This is a genomic window from Aquicoccus porphyridii (genome assembly GCF_008369105.1).
GTDB lineage: Bacteria > Pseudomonadota > Alphaproteobacteria > Rhodobacterales > Rhodobacteraceae > Aquicoccus > Aquicoccus porphyridii.
On record NZ_VINQ01000001.1, the window covers coordinates 1 to 22,856 of the forward strand.

Annotated in this window: 22 protein-coding genes and 1 pseudogene; 7 read left to right on the forward strand and 16 right to left on the reverse strand. The window is 62.9% G+C overall.

The genetic code is table 11. From position 1 onward, the window contains the following. The 8 genes and pseudogenes from FLO80_RS00005 to phaZ form a co-directional block, all read right to left on the reverse strand. A pseudogene (locus FLO80_RS00005) lies at positions 1 to 81 on the reverse strand (IS5/IS1182 family transposase); the annotation flags it as partial. A 63-nt stretch (positions 82 to 144) separates the two neighbouring features. Further along, positions 145 to 1,167: a DUF8453 domain-containing protein gene (locus FLO80_RS00010; RefSeq protein WP_146611001.1), complete on the reverse strand. Its 1,023-nt coding sequence runs from the start codon at positions 1,165 to 1,167 to the stop codon at positions 145 to 147. Then, positions 1,125 to 1,292 carry a DUF6471 domain-containing protein gene (locus tag FLO80_RS22785; protein WP_188078177.1) on the reverse strand — a complete coding sequence of 56 codons (168 nt, stop codon included), beginning with the start codon at positions 1,290 to 1,292 and terminating at the stop codon, positions 1,125 to 1,127. The genes FLO80_RS00010 and FLO80_RS22785 overlap by 43 nt, the downstream gene beginning before the upstream one ends. Before the next feature lie 248 nt (positions 1,293 to 1,540). Further along, positions 1,541 to 2,467 (reverse strand): hypothetical protein, encoded by a 927-nt coding sequence (locus FLO80_RS00015; RefSeq protein WP_246156484.1) that lies wholly within the window; start codon positions 2,465 to 2,467, stop codon positions 1,541 to 1,543. A gap of 417 nt (positions 2,468 to 2,884) precedes the next feature. After that, complete coding sequence (locus FLO80_RS00020; RefSeq protein ID WP_111362359.1) at positions 2,885 to 3,340, reverse strand: GNAT family N-acetyltransferase; 456 nt, start codon at positions 3,338 to 3,340, stop codon at positions 2,885 to 2,887. Between the two features lie 170 nt (positions 3,341 to 3,510). Beyond that, positions 3,511 to 5,502 (reverse strand): threonine--tRNA ligase, encoded by a 1,992-nt coding sequence (thrS, locus tag FLO80_RS00025; RefSeq protein WP_111362358.1) that lies wholly within the window; start codon positions 5,500 to 5,502, stop codon positions 3,511 to 3,513. Positions 5,503 to 5,723: 221 nt separating this feature from the next. After that, a complete protein-coding gene (locus FLO80_RS00030) occupies positions 5,724 to 6,293 on the reverse strand; it encodes a DUF6151 family protein (RefSeq protein ID WP_111362357.1) in 570 nt (189 codons plus the stop codon). 8 nt (positions 6,294 to 6,301) lie between these two features. Beyond that, entirely contained in the window at positions 6,302 to 7,585 is a 1,284-nt protein-coding gene (phaZ, locus tag FLO80_RS00035) for a polyhydroxyalkanoate depolymerase (protein ID WP_111362356.1), read from the reverse strand. Positions 7,586 to 7,713: 128 nt separating this feature from the next. On the opposite strand from phaZ, the gene FLO80_RS00040 reads away from it, so the two are divergent. The 4 genes from FLO80_RS00040 to FLO80_RS00055 all read left to right on the forward strand — a co-directional run bounded on the left by FLO80_RS00040 (position 7,714) and on the right by FLO80_RS00055 (position 11,832). Further along, a complete protein-coding gene (locus tag FLO80_RS00040; RefSeq protein ID WP_111362355.1) occupies positions 7,714 to 9,522 on the forward strand; it encodes a PHA/PHB synthase family protein in 1,809 nt (602 codons plus the stop codon). Positions 9,523 to 9,652: 130 nt separating this feature from the next. Next, a complete protein-coding gene (locus FLO80_RS00045) occupies positions 9,653 to 10,099 on the forward strand; it encodes a phasin, PhaP (RefSeq protein ID WP_111362354.1) in 447 nt (148 codons plus the stop codon). Positions 10,100 to 10,266: 167 nt separating this feature from the next. Beyond that, the gene (gene phaR, locus FLO80_RS00050; RefSeq protein ID WP_111362353.1) at positions 10,267 to 10,857 is read left to right on the forward strand and encodes a polyhydroxyalkanoate synthesis repressor PhaR; all 591 of its coding nucleotides are present in this window, start codon (positions 10,267 to 10,269) and stop codon (positions 10,855 to 10,857) included. A gap of 12 nt (positions 10,858 to 10,869) precedes the next feature. Next, positions 10,870 to 11,832, forward strand: coding sequence for a LysR family transcriptional regulator (locus FLO80_RS00055; protein WP_111362352.1), 963 nt, complete (start codon positions 10,870 to 10,872; stop codon positions 11,830 to 11,832). An 84-nt stretch (positions 11,833 to 11,916) separates the two neighbouring features. On the opposite strand, the gene FLO80_RS00060 is transcribed toward FLO80_RS00055, so the two are convergent. The 7 genes from FLO80_RS00060 to rimK form a co-directional block, all read right to left on the reverse strand. Further along, positions 11,917 to 12,816, reverse strand: a complete 900-nt coding sequence (locus FLO80_RS00060; protein ID WP_111362351.1) for an aminotransferase class IV — start codon at positions 12,814 to 12,816, stop codon at positions 11,917 to 11,919. A 17-nt stretch (positions 12,817 to 12,833) separates the two neighbouring features. Then, positions 12,834 to 14,081: a DegT/DnrJ/EryC1/StrS family aminotransferase gene (locus FLO80_RS00065; protein ID WP_111362350.1), complete on the reverse strand. Its 1,248-nt coding sequence runs from the start codon at positions 14,079 to 14,081 to the stop codon at positions 12,834 to 12,836. 153 nt (positions 14,082 to 14,234) lie between these two features. Then, positions 14,235 to 14,987: a triose-phosphate isomerase gene (gene tpiA / locus FLO80_RS00070; RefSeq protein WP_111362413.1), complete on the reverse strand. Its 753-nt coding sequence runs from the start codon at positions 14,985 to 14,987 to the stop codon at positions 14,235 to 14,237. 125 nt (positions 14,988 to 15,112) lie between these two features. Further along, entirely contained in the window at positions 15,113 to 15,505 is a 393-nt protein-coding gene (locus FLO80_RS00075) for a HesB/IscA family protein (protein ID WP_111362349.1), read from the reverse strand. Positions 15,506 to 15,534: 29 nt separating this feature from the next. Continuing rightward, complete coding sequence (locus FLO80_RS00080; RefSeq protein WP_111362412.1) at positions 15,535 to 15,897, reverse strand: SUF system Fe-S cluster assembly protein; 363 nt, start codon at positions 15,895 to 15,897, stop codon at positions 15,535 to 15,537. A gap of 406 nt (positions 15,898 to 16,303) precedes the next feature. After that, the gene (locus FLO80_RS00085) at positions 16,304 to 17,086 is read right to left on the reverse strand and encodes an enoyl-CoA hydratase-related protein (protein WP_111362348.1); all 783 of its coding nucleotides are present in this window, start codon (positions 17,084 to 17,086) and stop codon (positions 16,304 to 16,306) included. A gap of 335 nt (positions 17,087 to 17,421) precedes the next feature. After that, complete coding sequence (rimK, locus tag FLO80_RS00090) at positions 17,422 to 18,831, reverse strand: 30S ribosomal protein S6--L-glutamate ligase (RefSeq protein WP_111362347.1); 1,410 nt, start codon at positions 18,829 to 18,831, stop codon at positions 17,422 to 17,424. A 68-nt stretch (positions 18,832 to 18,899) separates the two neighbouring features. On the opposite strand from rimK, the gene tgt reads away from it, so the two are divergent. The 3 genes from tgt (at position 18,900) to FLO80_RS00105 (ending at position 21,784) form a co-directional block, all read left to right on the forward strand. Continuing rightward, on the forward strand, positions 18,900 to 20,030 hold the full coding sequence (gene tgt / locus FLO80_RS00095; protein ID WP_111362346.1) for a tRNA guanosine(34) transglycosylase Tgt: 1,131 nt from the start codon (positions 18,900 to 18,902) through the stop codon (positions 20,028 to 20,030). A gap of 129 nt (positions 20,031 to 20,159) precedes the next feature. Further along, entirely contained in the window at positions 20,160 to 20,783 is a 624-nt protein-coding gene (locus tag FLO80_RS00100; protein WP_149187057.1) for a hypothetical protein, read from the forward strand. Positions 20,784 to 20,917: 134 nt separating this feature from the next. Further along, entirely contained in the window at positions 20,918 to 21,784 is an 867-nt protein-coding gene (locus FLO80_RS00105) for a hypothetical protein (RefSeq protein ID WP_188078178.1), read from the forward strand. Positions 21,785 to 22,189: 405 nt separating this feature from the next. Here FLO80_RS00105 and FLO80_RS00115 read toward each other — a convergent pair whose 3' ends face one another. Further along, the gene (locus FLO80_RS00115) at positions 22,190 to 22,843 is read right to left on the reverse strand and encodes a cysteine hydrolase family protein (protein WP_111362343.1); all 654 of its coding nucleotides are present in this window, start codon (positions 22,841 to 22,843) and stop codon (positions 22,190 to 22,192) included. Positions 22,844 to 22,856: the final 13 nt, after the last annotated feature.

Sequence of the window (22,856 nt, forward strand, 5' to 3'; positions counted from 1 at the left end):
CCGCGGCTTACCGTGCGACTTCGGGAAGAAAGGGGAAAGCTTGGCCATCTGCTCGTCGGTCAGCCAGAAAAGGTCGCTCATGTCACCGCTCCGTTTTCCGAGCCGTGAATCACGCAGCGCGTTGGAAATCAATGCATCCTGACCCTAGACCCCTTGCGCGTTTTCATTCTTGAGACGCTCAAGACGTTCTGCTTCGGCCTTGCGCATTGCTTCCTTCACGTCATTCTCTTGCTGCCATTGTTGATGGGTCCAGACGTTGCCATTGCTGATCCTTTTTATAGAAAAGGAATGACCCTTCCATCTGATTCCCAGAAACATATCGTCGGTCAAATTTTCCTTTCCCCCATCGCTGGAACAAACGATGAGCTGGACGAACATCATTTTTCCGTTCATTATCTGGTCTATTTCGTCCTGGCTGGCCTCCAGGACGATAGAGAAGTCAAATTTTTGCTGAGGGGCGAGTATGTGATGCAACGGAACAACAAATCCGTAATCAATACGTCTGTACATCTCCCACTCATTCTCATTGGGAACATCAATGACTTTTTGGTAATGGCCCCAGCGTATATCTCTGGCTGGCGCTCTGCCGAAATTCTGTATGGAAAGCTTTATGCTTTCGCCGAAGGAGAAGGTATCACCTTCTCCTTTCCTGAAATCTTTATCATAGGCGGTGGTGAACAAAACAAACGGCCTGTAGTCGGCGTTGAAGGCCTTCTTGGCGTGGTCGAGAGATGCCTCAGCTACAAGATTAGCCGCCTGAGCGGCGCTAGCCCCATTTGCAGCCGCCCGGTTGGCCTGTCTAGTGAGCCAGAGCGTATAGAACAAAAGCCCCGTCCCAAGCGCGACAAGCAATGTGGAATACAGCGCATAATCCCGCATGTCTTGAGTCGCCGCATCAATGGATTGTGTGGCAGCATTCATTCCTTGTTGGGCAGCAAGGTCCGCTATCTCTCTTTGGCGGGCTTCTTCTTCGCGGCGCTTGCGGGCATCGGCGGCGGCTTGATCCTCGACTATGTTGACAGGAATAGAAAGAGGCAACGCTTGGGTTGGGCCTTGTTGTTGGCTGGCCTGCCCCTTGGTGCCTTCTGTTTGCTCCTGAGCCTGCCCTAGACCAGTAACTGCGATCAATCCAATCGCAACGATGAGCAACCAAGCGCGGTAAGACATTGTAAAAAGAATCCTGCGGTGAATTTCCCTCTACTGACTTTGTTGCGCAAATTTCGCTCGTTGTCATCAATGCCTATCTCGGCCAGCTTTTCGATAAGCGCGCGATTGATGGTTTTGTTCTGCATGGCGACATGATGATTCACATCGGCGCGCGGTTCATCTATATTGTTGGTGCGTTTGATACATAAGGCCGGAAAATTGATCTATGCGGCGCGCGGTGGGTTGAACGGCGCATGAGTATTTTTGCCAAGAAAGAGCAGGCGGGCAGATTGGACGGCCCTGGGCGCGTCGGGAAGGACGCGGGCCACGGGTCGTGCGATGCATGGCGCCGGACCTCGATGGTCCGGCGCGGCAATCGACCCGGTGGCGGGGGTCAAAGAAGGGCGGGCTCTTCTTCCAGTTCGGGATCGGGGTTTTCGGGGGCGGGGGCGTTGTCGGGCTCCTCGCCGCTGATGAGGGACATGATCAGGCCCTCCATGTCGTCGTCCCCGGATGTTTCGGCGGGCGTCTCTTCGAGTTCCGCGATCATCTCTTCATAGGCCGCGACAAGGGCATCGCCATCCTCGAACCCGTCTTCGGGTGCGGTCAGGCGCATTTCCTCGATTTCGCGGGGATGTCCCTCTTCGGTCGTTTCGTAGAATCGAACGTCCTGCATTTCGGCGATGTCGAAATATCCGACCTCCTCGAACACGGCGACATAGTTGGCGAAGGTGCCTTCGGCATCCGGTTCCAGCCCGGCCGCCTCGATGTCCTCGGGCGGGAGGTTTTCCCAGATGATCGGATCGCCGGCGATGGTGCCTTCGCCTTCTTCCTGGACAAAGAACACCTTGTCATAGGTTGCGGCGTCGTCCTCTTCTTCTTCCTCTTCTTCCTCCTCCTCGGGTTCACCGGAAACGGCCTTGATCGAGCCTTCGGGAGTGCTGGTCGAGGTGGCGCGGATACCGAAGAAATCGACATCCTCGATGCTTTCGACGTCAAGTTCCACGGTCAGGCTGTCACCTTCGGCAAGGTAGGTGTCCTTGTCCTCGCCGTCGCGACCGAGGCCCGGGCGGCTGAGTTCCATGGCGCTGTCCCACTGCACCTGTTCGCCTTCGTATTGCGCGCCGCCGCCGTTCATGTTGAGCGGACCCTTGAGTCCGGCGCTTTCGCCGCTGACATCGTCATCGCCGAGATAGATCGCGTTCACGTCCATATGCCCGCTGTTGACCGTGATATCGGCAAACACGCCGCCATTTTCATCCTCATACACCGTGACGATGTAGGAGAGCCCGTTCTCTTCATAAGTGAAAATTTTTGACATCTCGTTTCCCCAGGTTTCCAGTGATCGCACCGAGCGCATGGTTTCGAAAACCGGGATGCGCGAACGCATCCCTTGCCATGACCCGGCACCGTTTCAATTTACGATGCATCCGCGGTTTCAACGAGTCTTGGGGCGGTGGGGGTGTGGTGGAGGGGGCGTATCGATCATTTAGCGAAACAACTGCTTCGATTGCGCCTTGTTGTCCTGAATGGCGAAACGACAGGTGTGGGTGGGCTGGCGATCTGGCGGCGCGAATCACGGCGCGGCCGGTCGGGAACAGGACGCGATCCGGCGGTCAGGGGTGATTGCGGCGATGGGGACGTCATCCGCCGTTGATGAGGCGGTGGCGAGGGTCGGGCGGGGCGGCCCGACAGAAGGTGCGGGGCGGCGGCGGGGGATCTTTTGCCGCCGTTCGGCTCAGACCAGACGGCGAAGGCGTGGGCCGACCTCTTCAAACCCGTTGCGCAAATAGAAGTTAAGTGTGCGGTGCCATTCAGGCTGACCCGGTGCGCCAACCTCGATACGCTTCCATCCGCGCGCGCGTGCCTCTTGCTGAGCACGGTCCAGAAGCTGTTGTGCGATCCCTTTCGATCTCGCTTCGGGCCGCACATACAGTTCGGAAATCTCACCGAACTTTCCACCGGCATAGATGGCGGAGCATTCATTCAGCGTCATGACGCCAATCGGCGCGTCATCGGCACATGCAATGACCGCAACAACGCCTGTTTCTGAAAGAACGGCCTTTGCGCGTTCGGTGATCTCTTCGACCGTCGGGGCCTTTCCGCCCGAGAGTTCATCGAGAAGGGCATGAACGAGGACCGCAACCGTAGCGGCATCCTCTCCCTCTGCGAGGCGAACGGAAATTGGTGTCATTTCAGTATATTCTCCTGAGCCGCGAATGGAGACTCAAGGCTACTCAAGATTTGATCAAATTCCAACGGTTGTCGCGGGTCAGAAATTCCGCGCGTCAGCAACGCGCCGCCGAACGGGAATCGGGGATGGCGCGAGCGTGCGCCACCCCCGGCCCCGACCCCGCGCGGGGTCTAGCGCAGGTCGGGGGGCGTGGCCTCGGCGGAGAGGGCGGTGACCACTTCGGCCAGCGGCTCCACGCGGGTCTGTTTCTCGCCCAGCCGCCGCAGGGTGACGGTGCGGTCCTCGACCTCGCGATGACCGAGGGCGAGGATCACGGGCACCTTGGCGACCGAATGTTCGCGGACCTTGTAGTTGATCTTTTCGTTGCGGGTGTCGGTCTCGGCGCGGATGCCGGCGGCGCGCAGGGCGGCCACGACCTCATGCGCGTAATCATCGGCTTCGGAGACGATGGTGGCGACCACGACCTGGCGCGGGGCGAGCCAGAACGGCAGCTTGCCGGCGTGTTCCTCGATCAGAATGCCGATGAAGCGTTCGAAACTGCCCAGCGTCGCGCGGTGCAGCATGAAGGGCCGGGTCTTTTCGCCGTTGGGCGCGATATAGATCGCGCCGAGCCGTTCGGGCAGGTTGGGATCGACCTGGAAGGTGCCGCATTGCCAGACCCGGCCGATCGCGTCGGTCAGGTAGAAGTCGAGCTTTGGCCCGTAGAAGGCACCATCGCCCGGTTCGAGCACGTAGTCGCGGCCCACCGCCTTGATGGCGTTTTCCAGCGCGTTCTCGACATAATCCCAGCTTTCCTCGGTGCCGACGCGCTTTTCGGGGCGGGTGGCAAAGCGGATCTCGAACTCGGGAAAGCCCAGCTCGCGGTAGATGTCGGCGAGGAAGTCGATGAAGCGGGCGCATTCCTCCTGGATCTGGTCCTCGGTGCAGAAGATATGCGCGTCGTCCTGGGTAAAGCCGCGCACCCGCATGATGCCGTGCAGCGCGCCCGAGGGTTCGAACCGCGCGCAGGAGCCGAATTCGGCCAGCCGCAGCGGCAGGTCGCGGTAGGATTTGAGCCCCTGGTTGAAGACCTGCACATGGCACGGGCAGTTCATTGGCTTCAGCGCGTTGATCCGGGTCTGGGCCTTGTCCTTGACGGCGGCGTCGTCATTTTCGCCGTCGCGGCTTTCGTCCACTTCGACGATGAACATGTGGTGCTGGTACTTGTCCCAATGGCCCGATGCCTCCCACAGCTTGCGGTCGACCACTTGCGGGGTGTTGATCTCGTGATAGCCGCCGGCGCGCTGCTTGCGGCGCATGTAATCCTGCAACTGCGTGTAGATGGTCCAGCCGTTGGGGTGCCAGAAGACCTGGCCGGGGGCTTCCTCCTGCATGTGGAAGAGGTCCATTTCGCGACCGAGCTTGCGGTGGTCGCGCTTGGCGGCCTCTTCGAGCATGTGGAGGTATTTCTTGAGCGCGTCGCGGTTCTGGAACGCCACGCCGTAGATGCGTTGCAGCATCTGGCGCGAGCTGTCGCCGCGCCAGTAGGCGCCTGCCACGCTCATCAGCTTGAAGGCATCGGCGGGCACCTGGCCGGTGTGTTGCAGGTGCGGGCCACGGCAGAGATCCTGCCAGTCGCCATGCCAATACATGCGGATCGGCTGGCCCTCGGGGATCGCGTCGATCAGTTCGATCTTGTAGGGCTCGTGGGTGCCGCGATAATGCTCGATCGCCTTTTCGCGCGGCCAGAGTTCGGTGCGGACCGGATCGCGGGCGGCGATGATCTGTTTCATGCGCGCCTCGATCCGGCCGAGATCTTCGGGGGTGAAGGGCTCTTCGCGGTCGAAATCGTAATACCAGCCATTGTCGATCACCGGGCCGATGGTGACCTTGACGTCGGGCCAGATCTCCTGAACCGCGCGGGCCATGATATGGGCGAGGTCGTGGCGGATCAGTTCGAGCGCGGGGGCGTCGTCCTTCATCGTGTTGATGGCGATGCGCGCATCCTCGGTGATCGGCCATTGCAGATCCCAGTGGGTGCCGTTCACATCGGCGCTGATCGCCTTCTTGGCGAGGCTGGTCGAGATGTCGGCGGCGACTTCGGCGGGGGTGATCCCGGCCTTGAAGCTGCGCGCGTTGCCATCGGGGAATGTCAGGGAAATCTGGGACGGGCCGTCATGCATGGCCTTGCTCCTCGTCGGTTTGGCGCCCACGGAACGCCCGGTTGCGGGTATATGGTTCGAAGGGGTGTTTGACCGGACGGCGCGGCGGTGTCAAGCGCGGGGCGGGTGGTGCCGGGGGGAAGGCATGTCGCACCGGAACGGAGTCGAGCCTGCGCCCCCCGGGTTTGGGCCAGGGCGGGTGCTCACAACATCGGCACAGTGCAGTTTAGGTCGAACGCGCCTTAATGCCGTTGATGCGCCATGCGCTCGTCCCTGGAGAGCACGCGGATGTCGGCGCGGGGCTGGCCGTCCGTGTCGAAAAACGGCGTGCGGTGCCATTTGCCGGAGAGATTGGCGCGCAGCATCATTCGCAGGACGCGGGCGCCCACGCGGGCAAAGCCGGTGTGTCGGTAGCCGCCGCCGGGTTTGGCCATGAAGGCATGGCCGATCACCGGACCGAGCGGCGCGGTGTCGGAGAGCCGCGCGGCGGCGATGCCGGCAAAGGCAAGGCGTGGGCTGCGCAGGGTGTTGAACATCGGCGCGTTGCAGCAGGTGGCATGCCAGCGATAGAGCCCCTTGGGCGAGAGCCGCAGGATGGCGAGCCGGTCGGCGCCCTGTTCGATCTTTATGCAATCGGGCGTGGTCTGCCAGATCTCCACGCCGTCGGGATCGGGGTCGGGCTGACCGAGGGCAAGTTCGGCGGTGCGGCAATCGGGACAGTGGCAGACCACGTGATTGCCCGCGCCGGCGGACGTCACCCCCACATGCCCCGCGACGGTGCCGCAGGTGCAGGAGAAGGCGACGCGGTCCATCGGCGGCCTCAGGCGGCGGCGTTCTTGTTGGCGGGTTTGGACGATTTCCCGCCCGATTTCCCGCCCGAGTTGGCGTCGATGAACTCGAGCACCAGCGGCCGGATGTTGTTGCGCCAGCTCGACCCGGCAAAGATGCCGTAATGACCAGCCCCCGGTTCGACATGCTGGGCCTTCTTCTCATCGGGCAGGCCGGTGCAGAGGTCGAGCGCGGCGACGCATTGGCCGGGGGCGGAAATGTCGTCGTTTTCGCCCTCGACCGTCTTGACCGCGACGGTGGTGATCTTGCCGATATCGACCTTGTGACCGTCGACCACGAATTCGTTCTTCGCGATTTCGCGCTCCTTGAAGATGCGTTCGACGGTGGAGAGATAGAATTCCGACGTCATGTCCATCACCGCGAGATATTCGTCATAGAAGCGGTTATGCGGGTCGTGATCGCCCGCCTCGTCCTGCATGACGCGCATGATCTGGTCGCGGAAGGCGTTGGAATGGCGCTCGGCGTTCATCGACATGAACGACGCCAGTTGCAGGAGGCCGGGATAGACCATGCGCCCGGCGCCCTTGTATTTGAAGCCGACGCGCTGGATCATCATTTCCTCGAGCTGGCCCATGGTCACGCGGCGGCCGAAATCGGTGACGTCGGTGGCGGCGGCATCGGGGTCGATCGGGCCGCCGATGAGGGTGAGGCTGCGCGGTTGTGCCTCGGGATCCTGCTCGGCCAGGTAGGCGGTGGCGGCCAGCGCCAGCGGCGCGGGCTGGCAGACGGCGATGACATGGGTATCTGGCCCGAGCTTGCGCATGAAATCGACGAGGTAGAGGGTGTAATCCTCGATGTCGAACTTGCCTTCGGAGACCGGTATGTCACGGGCATTGTGCCAGTCGGTGATGTAGACCTCGCAATCGACCATCAGCGATTTCACGGTCGAGCGCAGAAGCGTGGCGTAATGGCCCGACATCGGCGCCACGAGAAGGACGCGCCGGGGGTTGGGTTCGCGACCGGCGACGTTGAAGTGAATGAGATTGCCAAAGGGCTTTTCGACCACGGTTTCGATATTGACGAGGTGATCGCGGCCATCGGCGCAGGTATGGGTGCGAATGCCCCAGTCGGGCCTGGCCACCATGCGTTGAAACGTGCGCTCGGTCACATCGCCCCAGGCCGCCATCCAGTGCAGCGCAGGGTTTGGCACCAATGAAAAGATAGGATAGGATGCAAGGGCAGAGGCGGAGGCCCCAAGCCATTGGTTCGTATTGCGGAAGCTTTCCATCAGGTCGTAGGTGGCCATGTAACGCATATGCGTCTCCTTCAAGGGTTGCCGGGCATGTGGTCCGATTGGTCTGGCCCGTTCGCAGATGCCGCACATGCCCCTCCGCCAGGGCGACGAATGCTGCGTGGCAGCGAAGATAGGGGTAAATCGTTAAGATGACAACTGAAGACGCACCAGGTGACGCCACGGGCGCGGCCCAGGAGGCCAACCTTGACAAGATGACCGCGAATCTGGCGCGGGTCGAGGAGTTGTCGCAACGCCTGATCCAGGCCCTGTCGAGCCGCAAGCCGCCCAATACGCAGTTGAACGGACCCGATGCCGAGCTTTTCACCCGTGCCGCGACCTCCTATTGGTCGGAGATGATGCAGAACCCGGCGCGGCTTTTCGAGGCGCAGGTCGAATACTGGGGCCAGTCGGTCAAGCATTTCATGGAGGCGCAGCAGGCGCTTGTCGGGGGAGAGCCGCAGGAGGAGGACGGCCCCGAGGATCGCAGGTTCTCGAACCCGCTTTGGAAGACGCACCCTTATTTCAACCTCGTGAAGCGGCAATATCAACTCAATGCCGAGGCGATCCGCAAGGCGGTCGAAGAGGCCGAGGATCTGGATGACAAGGACCGCAGGCGGCTCAACTACTTTGCCCGGCAGATCGTCGACATGCTCAGCCCGACCAATTTCCTTGGCACCAACCCGGATGCGTTGGAAAAGGCGGTCGCGACCGAGGGCGAATCGTTGGTGCGGGGGCTCGAGAACCTCGTTGCCGATCTCGAGGCCAATGACGGCGAGATGCTGGTGCGGCTGGCCGATGACAGCGCGTTCGAACTGGGCCGCAACGTGGGCGCGAGCGAGGGATCGGTGGTCTATCGCAACCGGATGTTCGAGCTGATCCAGTATGCGCCGACCACCGACGAGGTGCATGCCACGCCGCTTTTGATCTTTCCGCCATGGATCAACAAGTTCTACATCATGGATCTCAAGCCCGAGAACAGCCTGATCAAGTGGATCACCGAGCAGGGCTATACGCTCTTCGTGGTTTCATGGGTCAACCCGGGGCCGGAATATCGCGATGTGGGGATGGACACCTATGTCGAGGAGGGGTTTCTCGAGGCGATCCGGGTGGTGCGCGAGATCACCGGGCAAAAGCAGGTCAACGCGGTGGGCTATTGCATCGGGGGCACGACGCTGAACCTGACGCTGGCGCTGATGAAGCACCGGGGCGACAAGTCGGTCAAATCGGCCACGTTTTTCACCGCGCTCACCGATTTCGGCGATCAGGGCGAGTTCACCCCCTTCCTGCAGGACGATTTCGTGGAAGGGATCGAAGCCGAGGTCGAGGAGTTCGGCGTGCTGCGCAGTTTCATCATGTCGCGCACCATGTCGTTCCTGCGCTCCAAGGACCTGATCTATGGGCCGGCGGTGCGCAGCTACATGATGGGCGAGACGCCGCCCGCCTTTGACCTGCTGTTCTGGAACGGCGACGGCACCAATCTTCCGGCGCGGATGACGATGGAATACCTGCGCTGGCTGTGCCAGCAGAACCGCTTTGCGACCGAGGGGGTCGAGCTTTGCGGCGAGCGTCTTCATGTGGGTGATGTCGAGGTGCCGGTTTGCGCGGTGAGTTGCGAGACCGACCATATCGCGCCGTGGAAGGATTGCTATCGTGGCGTGCAGCAGATGGGCGCCAAGCAAAAGACCTTTATCGTGTCGCAATCGGGCCATATCGCGGGGATCATCAACCCGCCCAGCAAGAAGAAATACGGCCATTACACCAATACCAGCCTGAGTGGCGACGCGTCCGCATGGATGGAAAAGGCGAAGTTCCACGAAGGATCGTGGTGGCCGCGCTGGGAAAAGTGGTTGCGCCGCCGGTCGGGCAAGATGGTTCCGGCGCGGATTCCGGGCGATTCGGGCTATCCGGAGCTGTGCCCGGCCCCCGGAACCTATGTGGTGAACAAGCCAAGCGTTTGATTTCAAGCGGTTTTCGAGAAATTGCTGCATTGCAGCATAAAAAACTTGAAATGCCGCAACGCAGAAACTATATTCTTTGCAGACGCAGAAAGCGGGATGTCCCGCAACGCAGATGCAAAGGATCAGACCAATGACCAAGACCCAAGATTTCACCGCCGTTTTCAAAGACATGATGGGCGCGTTCCCCGTGGACACCAAAGCCTTTGAAGATGCCTTCAAGACCCAGGCGAGCCTGAACGAGAAACTGTCGGGCGTGGCCCTGACCGCGGCCGAGAAATCGACCGAGATCTCGACCAAGTGGACCAAGGACACGCTGTCCAAGATGGCCGAAATGTCGAAAGCCCGTCAGGAGCCGGCCGACTATGCCAAGGCCATGACCGATTTCGCATCGGCCAGCGCCGAAGTCGCCGCCGAGAACATGGCCGCCTTTGCCGAGGTCGCCAAGAAAGTCCAGATGGACACGGTCGAACTGATGATGGCGGCTGGCAAGGACGTCAGCGAAGAAGCCACCGCGGCCATGAAGAAAGCCACCGACGATGTGACCACGGCGGCCAAGAAAGCCTCGACCGCCAAGTAAGCTTCGGCTTCCGGGCAAACAGGATAATGCTGCGCTCCCGATCTTCCTCTCCTCCCAAGTAATGGGGGCGCCATTTCGAAGGGCGGGCCTTGTGGCTCGCCCTTTCTTTTTGTTCTGCACTCGCCTAAGCTGCGTTGCAGCGTTGCATTTCTTGGGGAGGACAACCCGTGGCCCAGAGCGACAAGCCGCTTTTGATCAAGCGATATGCGAGCCGGAGGCTCTATAACACCGAGACCAGCGATTACGTGACCCTGGAAGATATTTCCCGGTTCATTCGGGATGGCCGCGAGGTTCAGATCATCGACCTCAAATCGGGTGACGACCTGACCCGGCAATACCTGCTCCAGATCATTGCCGAACACGAGAGCCGGGGCGAGAACGTGCTGCCGATCGGCGTCTTGAACGACCTGGTGCGCACCTATACGACCCAGGCGACGAGCGTGGTGCCGCAATTCCTCCAGGCCAGTTTCGAGATGCTGCGCGACGGGCAGTCGAAGGTGATGGAAAACATGGGCGCGATGAACCCGATGGCCAAGATGCCCGGATTCGAGGCGATGCAGGCCCAGCAGGAAGCGTTCATCAAGGCGATGTCCTCGGCCTTTGGCACCGCGGCGAGCGGCACGACCGGGCCGGAGCGCGAGGACACGAGCGCGACCAAGCCCGGGCAGAAGGCGGAGCCGGAGAGTGACGAAGACCTGGACGCGATCAAGAAACAACTGGCCGAGTTGCAATCGAAGCTGTCGAAGCTCGACAAGTAGGGGCGATTTGCCATGACCAGCCCCGGCAAGATCACCTTGTGGGGGGTCGAGGTGTTCATCGCGACCGCGCAGGAACGGTCGATCTCGGCGGCTGCGCGCCGGCTGGGCGCGTCGCCTTCGGCGGTCTCGCAACAATTGACCAATCTCGAAAACGCGCTGGGCGTGACCCTTCTGGTGCGCAGCGAGCGGCCCGTGCGGCTGACGCCTGCGGGCGAGATCTTTCGGCGGCGGGCGGAAACCATCGTTAACGAGGCGGCCCAGGTGCGCGCCGAGCTTGCCGGGGATGATCTCAGCGCGCTGACCCGGTTCCGCCTTGGCGTGATCGAGGATTTCGAGGCGGATGTGACGCCGCAATTGCTGGCGCATATGGCCGGGCGGCTGCGTGATTGCCAGTTCCTGCTGGAAACCGGGGCGAGCCATTTTCTCTATGACCAGCTCGATGCGCGGGCGCTCGACGTGATCGTGGCCGCGGAAATGGGGGCGGCGGCGGACTGGATGGAGATTCATCCGATCCTGGAAGACGGGTTCGTGGTGGCGGCGCCCAAGGGCGTGGTGGATACGGGGCGCGATGTGCTGGCTCAGCTCAAGGCCTTGCCGCTGGTGCAATATACGTCGCGCCATTACATGGGGCGGCTGATCTCGGATCACCTGGCGCGGCAGAACCTGACCATGGCGCACCGGTTCGAGCTGGACAGCTATCACGCGATCCTGGCGCTGGTGGGAAAGGGGGCGGGCTGGACCATCCTGACGCCGCTGGCACTGATGCGGGCGCGGCGCTTTGCCGATCAGCTTGACGTGCTCGACCTGCCGTTCGCGCCGTTGTCGCGCACCATCAGCCTGATTGCGCGCAAGGGGGTATTGCAGGACATGCCGGGGCAGGTGGCCGCGGCGCTGAAACCGATCCTGCGCGAGGCGGTTGTCGACCCGGCGATCGACGCGCACCCGTTTCTGAAGGACCGGTTGCGGTTGTTTTGAGGTTTGACTGGAACCACCCGCCCCGGCTCAAACCCGGGGCGGGCATGTCGGATTCCGTGCGTTGCGCGCGGTTCGCAACACGCTTTAGTAGCTGATCTCGGTGCGATAGGCCGGGTCGCGCATCAGCTCGAAATAATCGGCGCGCAGGGCGCTGGCGACGGGGCCGGGGGCATCGTTGCCGAAGATGCGCTCATCCACGCGCGAGACGGGCACCGCGCCGCCGCCGGAAGTGGACAAGAACACCTCGTCCGCATCAAGCAATTCAGAGAGCGGCAGGGCGCGGGTTTCGACGGTGAGCCCGCGCGCGCGGCACATCTCGATCATGGTCTTGCGGGTGATGCCGTGCAAAACGCCGTGATCCGAGGTTACGACGGTATCGCCCTTGAGCGCGAAGACGTTGAAGCCCGGCCCCTCGGTCACGTTGCCCGCGTGATCGAGGAGGGCGGTGGTGTCGAAGCCGTTATCCTTGGCCTCGAACAGGCCAGTGGTGAAATCGCCCCAGTGATAGTTCTTGGCGCGCGGATTCACGCTGTCCTCGGGGATGCGGCGCGAGGATTTGGAAATCCACAGGCGCGCGCCACGGTCCGCGGCTTCGGGTTTGATCACGTGGATATAGGGCACGCAGAAGGCATAGAAGTGATTGCCGCATTCGCGCGGATCGCGCGAGCCGGGGATGAGCGGCACGCCGCGCGCGGCACTCATCGACACGTAGGAGTCGCGCAGGCCGGCGCGGGCGACGATGTCATGCAGGATCTGCGCGATATCCGCGTCACTCTGCGGGATATCGAGGCGCAGCGCCTCGATGGATTGGCGAAAGCGGGCGAGATAGTCGTCGAGGCGAAAGAAGCCGCCCGCCCAGACCGGCACCACGTCATAGGTGATGTCGGAATGCGTCAGCCCCCAGTCGATGACGGAAATCTTGGCCTCGTCGATGGGAAGGATCTCTCCGCCCATCCAGGCCGCGCCCTTGGTAAAGTCCGTCATGTTCCGCCTCGCGCCTGTCAGGTTCCGTAGGCGCGAGACTGCCCCATGACCTCTTCGGCTGCAAGCACCAGCGCATCGGCGATGGCGGTGCATTGATCGAGCGTGAGATGCGCGGGCAGGCGGGCATCGCAGGCACGCATCAGCATGGCGCGGGTTCGGGGCAGATCGGGCGTGTCGCCGGGGATGAAGTGCCAGTTCCAGAAGGCGCGGGCGTTGTCGGTCGAGAGGCCGAAGACCTGCACCTTGACGCCGCGCGTGGCGGCGGCGGCGGCAAAGGCGCGGGTGTCGTCGTCGGTGAGGCCGCAGAGGTTGAACTGGATCGAATCCGGCGCGCGTTCCTCGGGGGGCAGGGCGTCGGGAACGGCGATCCAGGGCGAGGCGTCGAGACGGGCGGCCACGAAATCGTGGTTGCGGCGGCCGTCGCGGACACGGCGCGCCACCTCGGGCAATTGCGGACGGATCACCGCCGCCGAGAGGTTTGAAAGCCGCAGGTTGTAGAGCGGCAGGCGGTTTTGCCACTGGCCGAACGCCTGTTCCAGATCGGCCCGGTTGTCGCCGGGGGCGAGATGTTTCGACCAGTTATGTTCATATGCGCCCGACATGATGACCGCGCGGGCCACCAGATCGGCGTCATCGGTGATGAGAATCCCGCCTTCGCCCGCGTTGACGAGCTTGTAGGACTGGAACGAGAAACAGCCCACGCGCCCGATCGTGCCGATGCGGCGCCCGGCCCATGTGGTGCCGAGGCTGTGCGCGGCGTCTTCGATCACCGGGATGCCGCGCGCATCGCAAAGCGCCATGATGGCATCCATGTCCGAGGTGTGCCCGCGCATGTGGGAGATGATCACGGCGGCGATCCCGTCATCGAGTTTTGCCGTGAAATCATTGATATCAATGCGGTAATTCTCGCCCACCTCGCAAAGCACGGGGATGCAATCGGCATGCACGACCGACGAGGGCACGGCGGCGAAGGTGAAACCGGGGATCAGGACGCGGGCATCGCGCGGCAGGTCGAGCGCCTTGAGCGAGAGGAACAGCGCGGCCGAACAGGACGAGACGGCAAGCGCGTATTTCGCGCCCATGAGCGCGGCGAATTCCCGTTCGAGCAGGGTCACAGGCGCGTTCTCGGGGGCGGTGTAGCGGAAGAGATCGCCCGATTGCAGGAGGTGGTCGATTGCGTCACGGGCCGCGGGCGGGATCGGTTCGGCATCGTAAACACTGGCGGCCGGGGCGCTGACCGCGGAAGGGTGAGGGTGAAGCGTCATGATTTCAGGTTTCCCGAAAGTTCTTTTCAGAAAACCTAAACCAGTTTTGTGACGGGGGGAAGGAAAAACCAATCGGAGCGGTGCCGCGTTGCCGCGACGGCACACCCGGGCGATCAAGCACAAAAGGCTTGCCTGCAAGGGGTTTGGCCGAAATCAGGTGCTTTCCGACAAGGCGTGGATGATCGGCGAGAAATCTTCGGCCCTGAGCGAGGCGCCGCCAACCAGCGCGCCGTCGACATTGGGCACGCGGAAGATGGTATCGGCGTTGTCGGGCTTGACCGACCCGCCATAGAGAATCCGCACCCCGCGCCCCACGCCGGGGCCGAAGCGGCGTTCGAGGCGGGTGCGGATGAAATCATGCACCTCGCCGATCTGGGCGGGGGTGGGCACCTTGCCGGTGCCGATGGCCCAGATCGGTTCATAGGCGATGACGAGATTCTCGGCGGTTGAGGTGTCGGGGATCGAGAGCGCCAGTTGCGCGGCGATGATGTCGAGCGTGTTGGCGGCGTCGCGCTGTGCAAGGGATTCGCCCATGCAGATCACCGCGATGAGCCCGGCGGCATGGGCGGCGCGGGCCTTGGCGCGGACCATGTCGCTGGTTTCCCCGTGGTGTTCGCGCCGTTCCGAGTGCCCGAGGATCGCCGCGCAAGCCCCTGAATCTTTTAGCATTTCCGCCGATATGTCGCCAGTGTGGGCACCTGCGCGCTCGGCGTGGCAATCCTGTCCGCCGATGGCTATGGGCAGGGTTGCACAGCATTGCGCGGCGGCGGAGACGAGCGTTGCGGGGGGGCAGACGAGGATGTCGACCAGCGGGTCGGGATGGGCCGAGGCCAGTGACTGAAGCTCGCCAAGCGAGGCGGTCAGCCCGTTCATCTTCCAGTTTCCGGCGGCCAGTTTCCGGCGCATGCATTCCTCCCGCGTGATCAAGGCGTTTCGCCTTGTATCCAAGACAGGGACAAGGCGAAACGCTTTAATGTCGCGCTATCATCACGGGGTTTTCGGACGGGTCAAGAGAAGGGTTGTCGCGGCGGTTACCCGTTGGTCTGCGCTGGTTGAGCTTCGGCCTGTAACTCATCGACATCCTTGAACTTAATGGATTCACCACAGCCGCAGGCCTCGGTCACGTTCGGGTTGTTGAAGACGAAACCCGACTCGAGTAGCGAGGTCTGGTAGTCGATCTCGGTGCCAAAGAGGAACATCTGGGCCATGGGGGCGATCATGACGCGAGCGCCGTCCTGTTCGACCAGCTCGTCGTTGGGGTCGACCTCGTCGACGTAATCCATGGTGTATTCCATGCCCGCGCAGCCGCCCTTCTTGACGCCGATGCGCAGCCCCTGGTGACCCTTGGAGGACATCAGTTTGGTGATCTGCGCGATGGCGGCCGGGGTGATCGTGACAGCCTGTTTCCCGGGAATTCCGAACATGAATATCCCCTTTCAATCAGTTGATTTCATTACATGAACCCAAGTTCAAGTCGTGCCTCGTCGCTCATCATGTCCATGCCCCATTGCGGCTCCCAGGTGAGTTCGACATCGACCTGTTTCACCCCGGCAACCGGGCTGATCGCGTCGGCGACCCAGCCGGGCATCTCGCCCGCGACCGGGCAGCCCGGGGCGGTCAGGGTCATGACCACGTGAACCTCGTTCTGGTCGTTGATGTCGATCGTGTAGATCAGGCCGAGGTCATAGATATTCACTGGAATTTCAGGGTCATAGACAGAGCGGCACGCCTCGACGATTGAATCGTAGAGCGGGTGGGTGACGGTCGAGGGCGCGATCAGGGGGGCGCCTTCGAGTGGTTCGGGCTGGTTGGTCATGAGGGCCTCACGTAGTTCCTGAGCAAACATATAAGGATTCAGGGCGTCGCCGTAAAGTGCGCGCGGGTTAACGTGATCGACGCGGGCCATTTCGGGGGGGTGACATCCGGCTGACTTCCGGCTGTTGCCCGGCTGCCGGGTAAATTCAGATCTCGTTAACGGGTGCGAAGGTTAACGCGGCGTTCGGGGGGATTTGCGTATCGCTTTGGATTGTCCTCGCGCCCCGCCCGGAACAGCGGCGCAAGCCGCCCGGGCAGCACAGGGCCGCCCCGACGGCCCAGTGCTTTCGAGAGGTTGCGCATCGCTTCGAGCTGGGGATGGTTTTGCAAGATAAATTGCTCTGCGCCGATGTTGTGAGCACCGGGCCGCGGCCCTGTGCCGCCCTTTGGTTCGTTTGCGATCCGCCCTAGCCGGACCAGCGCGAGTCTTTTTCGTGGGCGATGCGGGTGGGGTCCATGAAATGGCCGATCATGGTTTCTGTGGCCATCTCGTAGGCGGCGGGCAGGTCGAGGTCGAGATGCCGGTGGGTCGTCACCTTGCCGCTGGCGATGGGGCCGGGGTTGCGGGTGGCCAGCGTGCGGGCGAAGTCCATCGTGTGGGTGCGCAGCTCGGCCGCATCGGTCACCTCGTTGAAGAGCCCGGCGCGCAGCGCCCAGTCGGCGGATTTGGGCGTGCCGGAGAGCAGAAGCTCCATCAGGTGCTTGCGCCCCACCGCGCGCGACACGGCGACGGCGGGCGTGGTGCAAAAGCCGTTATTCGTCACACCGGGCAGGCAGACCGTGGCCTCCGTCGAGGCAAACGCCATGTCGCAGGCAGCGACCAGTTGCAGCCCGGCGGCGGTGGCGATGCCGTCGACCATGGCGATGGTGGGCAGCGGCGAAAACGTGACCGCCTGCATCATCGTGGCGCAATCGGCAAAGAGCGTGCGCAGGTAGGCTTCGCCATGGTCGGGGGCGGCGCGGTTGCGGGCGATCTCCTTGAGGTCATGCCCGGCGCAGAAGATATGGCCCGGCCCGTCGATCACGATCACCCGTGCGTCGGGGTTCTCATTGGCGCGGCTGACCGCATCGTGCAGGGCGTTGATCAGCGCGGCGTTGAGCGCATGGGCGCGGCCATTGCCAAGCGTCAGCGTGAGCACGCCCTGATCCAGCGTTTCGGTGAGAAGCCCGGGGGCTGTCATCTGGTTCATGGTCTCTCTCCCTTGTGGGGAACAGGCTCGCCCCTTGCGGTGCCGATGTCCAGTCTTTCGGCGCGTCATTGCGCGTTTGCGGGTGATCGAGCAGGTGCCGCCCGGAAACAGCGGCGAAGCCGCCCGGGCAACACACGGCCGCCCCCCGGCCGGGTGCTTTCGAGATGGAGCGCGCCGGTCTGGTCCGAGGATGAGGTTGAGAGATTAAGTGCCTTGCGCAGATGTTGCGAGCACCCGACCGCGGCCGTGAGTTGCCCTCTCATTGGGTATCCGTCGAAGCCAGTTGACCACAATCCGACATGATCCTGCATGAAAGGACTTATCCTTTCGGCGCGTCACGCGCCGCGCGTGGTGGCTTTGCGGCGGCGGACGGGGGTGGGGCGGACATTGTGTTCGATCTCGTCATAGAGCCGGGCCACGACATTCTTGCCGGTCGAGGTCTCGATTCCCTCGAATCCGGGCGAGGAATTGACTTCGAGCACCTTGGGCCCGCTTTCCGAGCGCAGCAGGTCCACGCCCGAGAGGTTGAGGCCGAAGGTGCGGGCGGCGCGGATCGCGGTTTCGCGTTCCTCTTTCGAGATGCGCACCGATTTGGCCGCGCCGCCGCGATGCAGGTTGGAGCGGAAATCGCCCTCGGCGCCGGTGCGTTTCATCGAGGCCACGACCTTGCCGCCGATCACGAGGCAGCGGATATCCTCGCCCGCCGCCTCCTTGACGAAATCCTGCACCAGGAAATTGGCCTTAAGCCCGCGAAAGGCATCGATCACCGATTCGGCGGCCTTCTTGGTTTCGGCCAGAACGACGCCCTTGCCTTGCGTCGATTCCAGCAGCTTCACGATCAGCGGCGCGGTGCCGACGAGACCGATGAGGTTGCCGGTGTCCTTGGGCGAGGCGGCAAAGGCGGTGTTGGGCATGCCGATCCGGGCGCGCGCCATCAACTGGTGGGCATAGAGCTTGTCGCGGCTGGCGGTGATCCCGGCCGAGGAATTGACGCAGAAGGTGCCGATGGTTTCGAACTGGCGCACCACCGCCGTGCCATAGGGGGTGATCGAGGCGCCGATGCGCGGGATCACCGCGTCATAGCGCGGCAGGCGCTTGCCGTCGTAATGCACCTCGGGGGCGAGCGCGTTGATCGCCATGTAACAGCGGGTGGTGTCGATCACCTCGACCGTGTGACCGCGTTTCTCGCCCTCTTCGACGAGGCGGCGGGTGGAATAGTTGTTCTCGCGCGAGAGCACGGCGACGCGCAGCGACCGGTTGGGCGCTTCCTGTCGCATGCGGGCGCTGTGATAGACCTCGAACGAGAGCTGCGGTTGCAGGAAGCGTTCGGTGGCGACGATGGTGATATGATCGAGCAGCGCCTGCCGGCCCAGCAGCATCCGGTTGTTCATGGTGGCGCGGTTGGTCAGGGTGATCTCGATCGGCCAGCTGTCGCCGTTCACCGCGATCGGGGTTTCGATCACGTAGCGGTGTTCGCTTTCACCGTTGGAGCTCGTCACTTCGCGGCGGTCGATGATCGGGGCCGAGCAGGGAATGACGAGATCGTCGCGCCCGGGGATCGGGTGCAGGGTAAAGCGGACCTTGGGGCGCGCGGCGGGGCCGAAGGTTTCGATGTCATAGGCGTGCAGCGCCGAGGTGCGCGCACCGGTATCGACCTTGGCCTTGAGCGCGGGCAGGCCGAGGTCGGGCAGGGACACCCATTCCTCCCATCCGAACCTCAGAAGTCGGTTTTCCGGCTCGCTCATGGTGTTCTCCTTGGCAAGGGTGGGGCGGCATGGGTAAGAAAGCCCCTGATAATGGTTCGGGGCAGCTTATGACAGGCAGATTTGAATTCAAACTCCTTGGCCGGGACGGCGCGGCGCGGGTGGGGAAGATCGCCACGCCGCGTGGCGATATCGCCACGCCCGCCTTCATGCCGGTGGGCACGGCGGGCACGGTCAAGGCGATGCTGCCCGAGAGCGTGCGCGCCACCGGCGCCGATATCGTGCTCGGCAATACCTATCACCTGATGCTGCGGCCCGGGGCCGAGCGGGTGGCGCGGCTCGGGGGATTGCATCGCTTCATGAACTGGGAGCGGCCGATCCTGACGGATTCGGGGGGCTTCCAGGTGATGAGCCTTGCCGGGCTGAGGAAGCTGACCGAGGAGGGGGTGACGTTCAAGAGCCATATCGACGGCGCGCGCCATCACCTCACGCCGGAGCGGAGCATGGAGATCCAGCGGCTTCTGGGCAGTGACATCGTGATGTGTTTCGACGAATGCCCGGCGCTGCCCGCCGACCGGGGGCGGATCGAGGAGAGCATGCGGCTCTCGATGCGCTGGGCGGCGCGCTCGCGTGACGCCTTCGGCGATCGGCCCGGGCACGCGCTGTTCGGCATCCAGCAGGGCGGGCTGGAACGCGACTTGCGCGAGGAGTCGGCCGAGGCGCTCAAGGCGATCGGGTTCGAGGGCTATGCCATCGGCGGGCTGGCGGTGGGCGAGGGGCAGGCGGCGATGTTCGACGTTCTGGATCACGCGCCGGGGATGCTCCCCGAGGATCGGCCGCGCTACCTCATGGGGGTGGGCAAGCCCGATGACATCGTCGGTGCGGTCAAGCGCGGGGTCGACATGATGGATTGCGTGCTGCCGTCGCGGTCGGGACGGACCGGGCAGGTGTTCACCCGCCGCGGCGTCGTGAACATCAAGAACGCGCGCCACGCCGACGACCCGCGCCCCCTCGACGAGGCGTGCATCTGTCCGGCCTGCCGGGGGTATAGCCGCGCCTACCTGCATCACGTGTTCCGCTCGAAGGAGATCATCGCCTCGATGCTGCTGACATGGCACAATCTGCATTACTTCCAGGAGATCATGGCGGGGATGCGCGGCGCGATTGTCGAAGCGCGGTTCGAGGCATGGGAGGCGGAGTTTCACGCCACGCGGGCGCTCGGGGATATCGAGCGGATCTAGGGTGGGGCGGGGCTTGCGCATGCGTTGATCAAAATGACCGAGACTTGCCGGGGCTGAAATGGTGTTGCAGAGTGGCAAGAAAGAATTTCGGGGACGGCGAGGATGTCAAACGAACCGGCGCGCGCGCAGGTGGTGGATTGGTGGAGTGCCGAGCGGGCGCGCGTTTCCCTGGAGTTGGAGGAGCGGCTTCCGCTTCTTTTGATCGAAGTTGACAAGGTCATCGATGAAATGCCGCTCAAGGCATTCATCCGACGTGGGCGGTTTCAGACACGCCAGATCAATCCGATTGTCGGCAAATGGATCGAGGCCGAATACAAGAGACTTTCGGCGGAAATCGACGAGTCCTTCTTTGCCGATGTGATCGGGCCGGAGGAACACAAATCGCATGATGGCTGGTCAGCCGATGAACTTCTGACTGCCGGGGCGGCGACTGCCTTTTCGATTGCGCCGCTGGCCGCCTTGCCATTTGTCGGAGGATTGTTGGTTTCCACCGGGTTCCTGGGCCTGTCCGCCACTCTGGCGATCATACCTGCGTCGATTGTCGGAGCGGGGTTGGTGGCGCTCGGGCTGGGGCCGTCGATCAGAGGGTGGGCGCGGCGAAAACTGCGCGAGACGTTTCGGGCGCGCATTCGGACCAATATTCGCATGCGCGTTCTTGGCGAACCGGAAAGGCCCGAAATCGCGTCTTTGAAAGGAACCATTTTTACTGAACTCGATGGATTCTTGTCAAAACGCTTGGGGGAACTCGAATGAGTGCCACATCTATTCCATTTGAAATTCCGGCGAAATTTCTTCTCGATCATGCGCTTGGGAACGTAGAGCGTTACGGGGCCATTCTGAAGCATGTTGATACCGGGCGGATCGTGGGTCACGTGCAGGAAACCGGGATGCTGTCGCACGTGCTGAATGTTGCTCAAATCGTCGAGCCGACTGGCGTTGCATCCCTGATCGGGGTTGCTCAGAACGCCCAGGTCAGCAGGAAGCTCACCGCCTTGCAGAGCGCGGTCGGTACGTTGCAGAGCTTGCAAATGGTAAACCTTGCCTCGTCGGTTGCAGGGATTGGCGTGACCGCGGCCAGCACGGCGATCATCATGAAACGGCTCGGTGTCGTGAACGAAAGTCTCGACCGTGTGGAGGACATGATCGGGGGGCTGCCGGTCAAGCTCCGCGAGATGGACCTGCGCAAGACGCTGGTGAACATACAGACGTCTCTTGATCGGCTGGATGGCGCCGGGTTGCGGCGCGATGGCGACAGTGTGGTGAAATCTGCCGAGGAGAAGCTGCACTATGGGTTCAACTCCATGCTGGATGGTCTTTCTATCGTAGTGATCGAGAAGAATGCCGATCCGGCCTTGGTGAACAGCCTTCTGGCGGGGCTGTCGCTTTGCGGTAGCGCGCAGATCAAGGCGCTTTACTGGTTGAATGAGCTGGAGGAGGCAGAGCGCCAGTCGCGCAGCCAGTTCGAGAAGCTGGAAAAACTGTCGCTGATGGTGCCCCAGGACATATTGGAGACCCGTATATCAGGCGGGGCCGAACCCGCCGCGCGCATCGCATCGGATCTGTCGGAGGTCCGGGCGCGCGTCGCGTCGATGCCGGGGCTTACAAAGAAGATTCGATCCCTGGATATCCATGGACGTGCCTATCTGGAGAGGCTTGAGGACGAGCAGGAGAGCCCCTTGCTTCTGCTTCCGGCAGAGGCCGGGTTGCAAGAGGATTCCCCAAGGACGGACCGAAAGTGGTGGGCATTGCGCTGACTGCATCTCGATCGCCCCGGGGCGGCGATGAGCCACATCGCGCGCGTGACCGGCGCGATGCCGAGCGCGGGCATGAGCGGCACCGGCAAAAGCGCGGTGGCGGCCAAGGGCACGGTCTGTCCCATCCACCAGGTCACCATCCATGCGATCAGCGCAGCGAGCCGCCATGCCGGAAGGTCAAGCCCGCCGGGTGCGGGCAGGGCCATGAGCGCCAGCGCGTTACGCGGCCCGGCGGCGAGTGTGGCGCGTCGCAGGGTGGGGGATTTCGTTCTGGTGCGACAGGCGATGGCGGCCTTGTGCCCCGGTCGCGGGATGGCGAGACGGCGCTCCTGCTTGCGCAGGTCGCCCCGCCCGCCGTCCCGTGTGCCTCCGGCGGGAGTATTTGGGGCAAGATGAAAGGGCGGGTCAGGCGATGCGGCGTGCGGGGATGTCGGAGGTGGGTTCGTTGCCCTGGGCGCGGGCGAGATGGGGCGCGTCGGCGCCAAGTAGGGCGCGCGCGTCCGCCGCGGTGATGGCGGTGCAGAATTCGCCATGCAGGTTGCCCACCGACATGGCGTGCACGAGTTCGGGGTCGTGATCGGTGCCGTCGAGGTCGGCATGGTTGCAGGTGGCGCAGGCATCGTGGACGAGATAGCAGTCATAGCCCATGTTGCCGGCCATGCGGGTCGTGGTTTCGACGCAGAAATTGGTGAAATAGCCGGCGATGACGAGGCGGGTGATGCCTGTGCTGTGCAATTGCGCGTCGAGATCGGTGCCGATGAAGCCGGAATTCACCGACTTTTCGACGACGATCTCTCCCGGGGCGGGGTCGAGCCCGTCGATCTGTGCCCCGGTGGGCAGGGCAAACTTGAGCGGGCTGCCGGGTTCGACGCTGTCATGGCGGGTGAAGGCCACCCGGCGCCCGGCGGCGCGGAACCCCCCGAGCAGCGCGCGCAGGCGGTCGTCGCATTCGGGATTGTTCATCCGCCCGTTGGGGCCGCCCCAATGTTGCAGGTCATGCACGCCCTTTTGCACGTCGATGAGCAGAAGCGCGGTGTCGGGTCCGAATTGCGCGATCATGGAAACCTCCCTG

What these genes read in the sequence shown, in the direction of transcription:
- FLO80_RS00010 (WP_146611001.1), bottom strand. Translation starts at nt 1,167, where the DNA reads ATGTCTTACCGCGCTTGGTTGCTCATCGTTGCGATTGGATTGATCGCA.
- FLO80_RS22785 (WP_188078177.1), bottom strand. Translation starts at nt 1,292, where the DNA reads ATGCAGAACAAAACCATCAATCGCGCGCTTATCGAAAAGCTGGCCGAG.
- FLO80_RS00015 (WP_246156484.1), bottom strand. Translation starts at nt 2,467, where the DNA reads ATGTCAAAAATTTTCACTTATGAAGAGAACGGGCTCTCCTACATCGTC.
- FLO80_RS00020 (WP_111362359.1), bottom strand. Translation starts at nt 3,340, where the DNA reads ATGACACCAATTTCCGTTCGCCTCGCAGAGGGAGAGGATGCCGCTACG.
- thrS (WP_111362358.1), bottom strand. Translation starts at nt 5,502, where the DNA reads ATGCATGACGGCCCGTCCCAGATTTCCCTGACATTCCCCGATGGCAAC.
- FLO80_RS00030 (WP_111362357.1), bottom strand. Translation starts at nt 6,293, where the DNA reads ATGGACCGCGTCGCCTTCTCCTGCACCTGCGGCACCGTCGCGGGGCAT.
- phaZ (WP_111362356.1), bottom strand. Translation starts at nt 7,585, where the DNA reads ATGCGTTACATGGCCACCTACGACCTGATGGAAAGCTTCCGCAATACG.
- FLO80_RS00040 (WP_111362355.1), top strand. Translation starts at nt 7,714, where the DNA reads ATGACAACTGAAGACGCACCAGGTGACGCCACGGGCGCGGCCCAGGAG.
- FLO80_RS00045 (WP_111362354.1), top strand. Translation starts at nt 9,653, where the DNA reads ATGACCAAGACCCAAGATTTCACCGCCGTTTTCAAAGACATGATGGGC.
- FLO80_RS00055 (WP_111362352.1), top strand. Translation starts at nt 10,870, where the DNA reads ATGACCAGCCCCGGCAAGATCACCTTGTGGGGGGTCGAGGTGTTCATC.
- FLO80_RS00060 (WP_111362351.1), bottom strand. Translation starts at nt 12,816, where the DNA reads ATGACGGACTTTACCAAGGGCGCGGCCTGGATGGGCGGAGAGATCCTT.
- FLO80_RS00065 (WP_111362350.1), bottom strand. Translation starts at nt 14,081, where the DNA reads ATGACGCTTCACCCTCACCCTTCCGCGGTCAGCGCCCCGGCCGCCAGT.
- tpiA (WP_111362413.1), bottom strand. Translation starts at nt 14,987, where the DNA reads ATGCGCCGGAAACTGGCCGCCGGAAACTGGAAGATGAACGGGCTGACC.
- FLO80_RS00075 (WP_111362349.1), bottom strand. Translation starts at nt 15,505, where the DNA reads ATGTTCGGAATTCCCGGGAAACAGGCTGTCACGATCACCCCGGCCGCC.
- FLO80_RS00080 (WP_111362412.1), bottom strand. Translation starts at nt 15,897, where the DNA reads ATGACCAACCAGCCCGAACCACTCGAAGGCGCCCCCCTGATCGCGCCC.
- FLO80_RS00085 (WP_111362348.1), bottom strand. Translation starts at nt 17,086, where the DNA reads ATGAACCAGATGACAGCCCCCGGGCTTCTCACCGAAACGCTGGATCAG.
- rimK (WP_111362347.1), bottom strand. Translation starts at nt 18,831, where the DNA reads ATGAGCGAGCCGGAAAACCGACTTCTGAGGTTCGGATGGGAGGAATGG.
- tgt (WP_111362346.1), top strand. Translation starts at nt 18,900, where the DNA reads ATGACAGGCAGATTTGAATTCAAACTCCTTGGCCGGGACGGCGCGGCG.
- FLO80_RS00105 (WP_188078178.1), top strand. Translation starts at nt 20,918, where the DNA reads ATGCTGTCGCACGTGCTGAATGTTGCTCAAATCGTCGAGCCGACTGGC.
- FLO80_RS00115 (WP_111362343.1), bottom strand. Translation starts at nt 22,843, where the DNA reads ATGATCGCGCAATTCGGACCCGACACCGCGCTTCTGCTCATCGACGTG.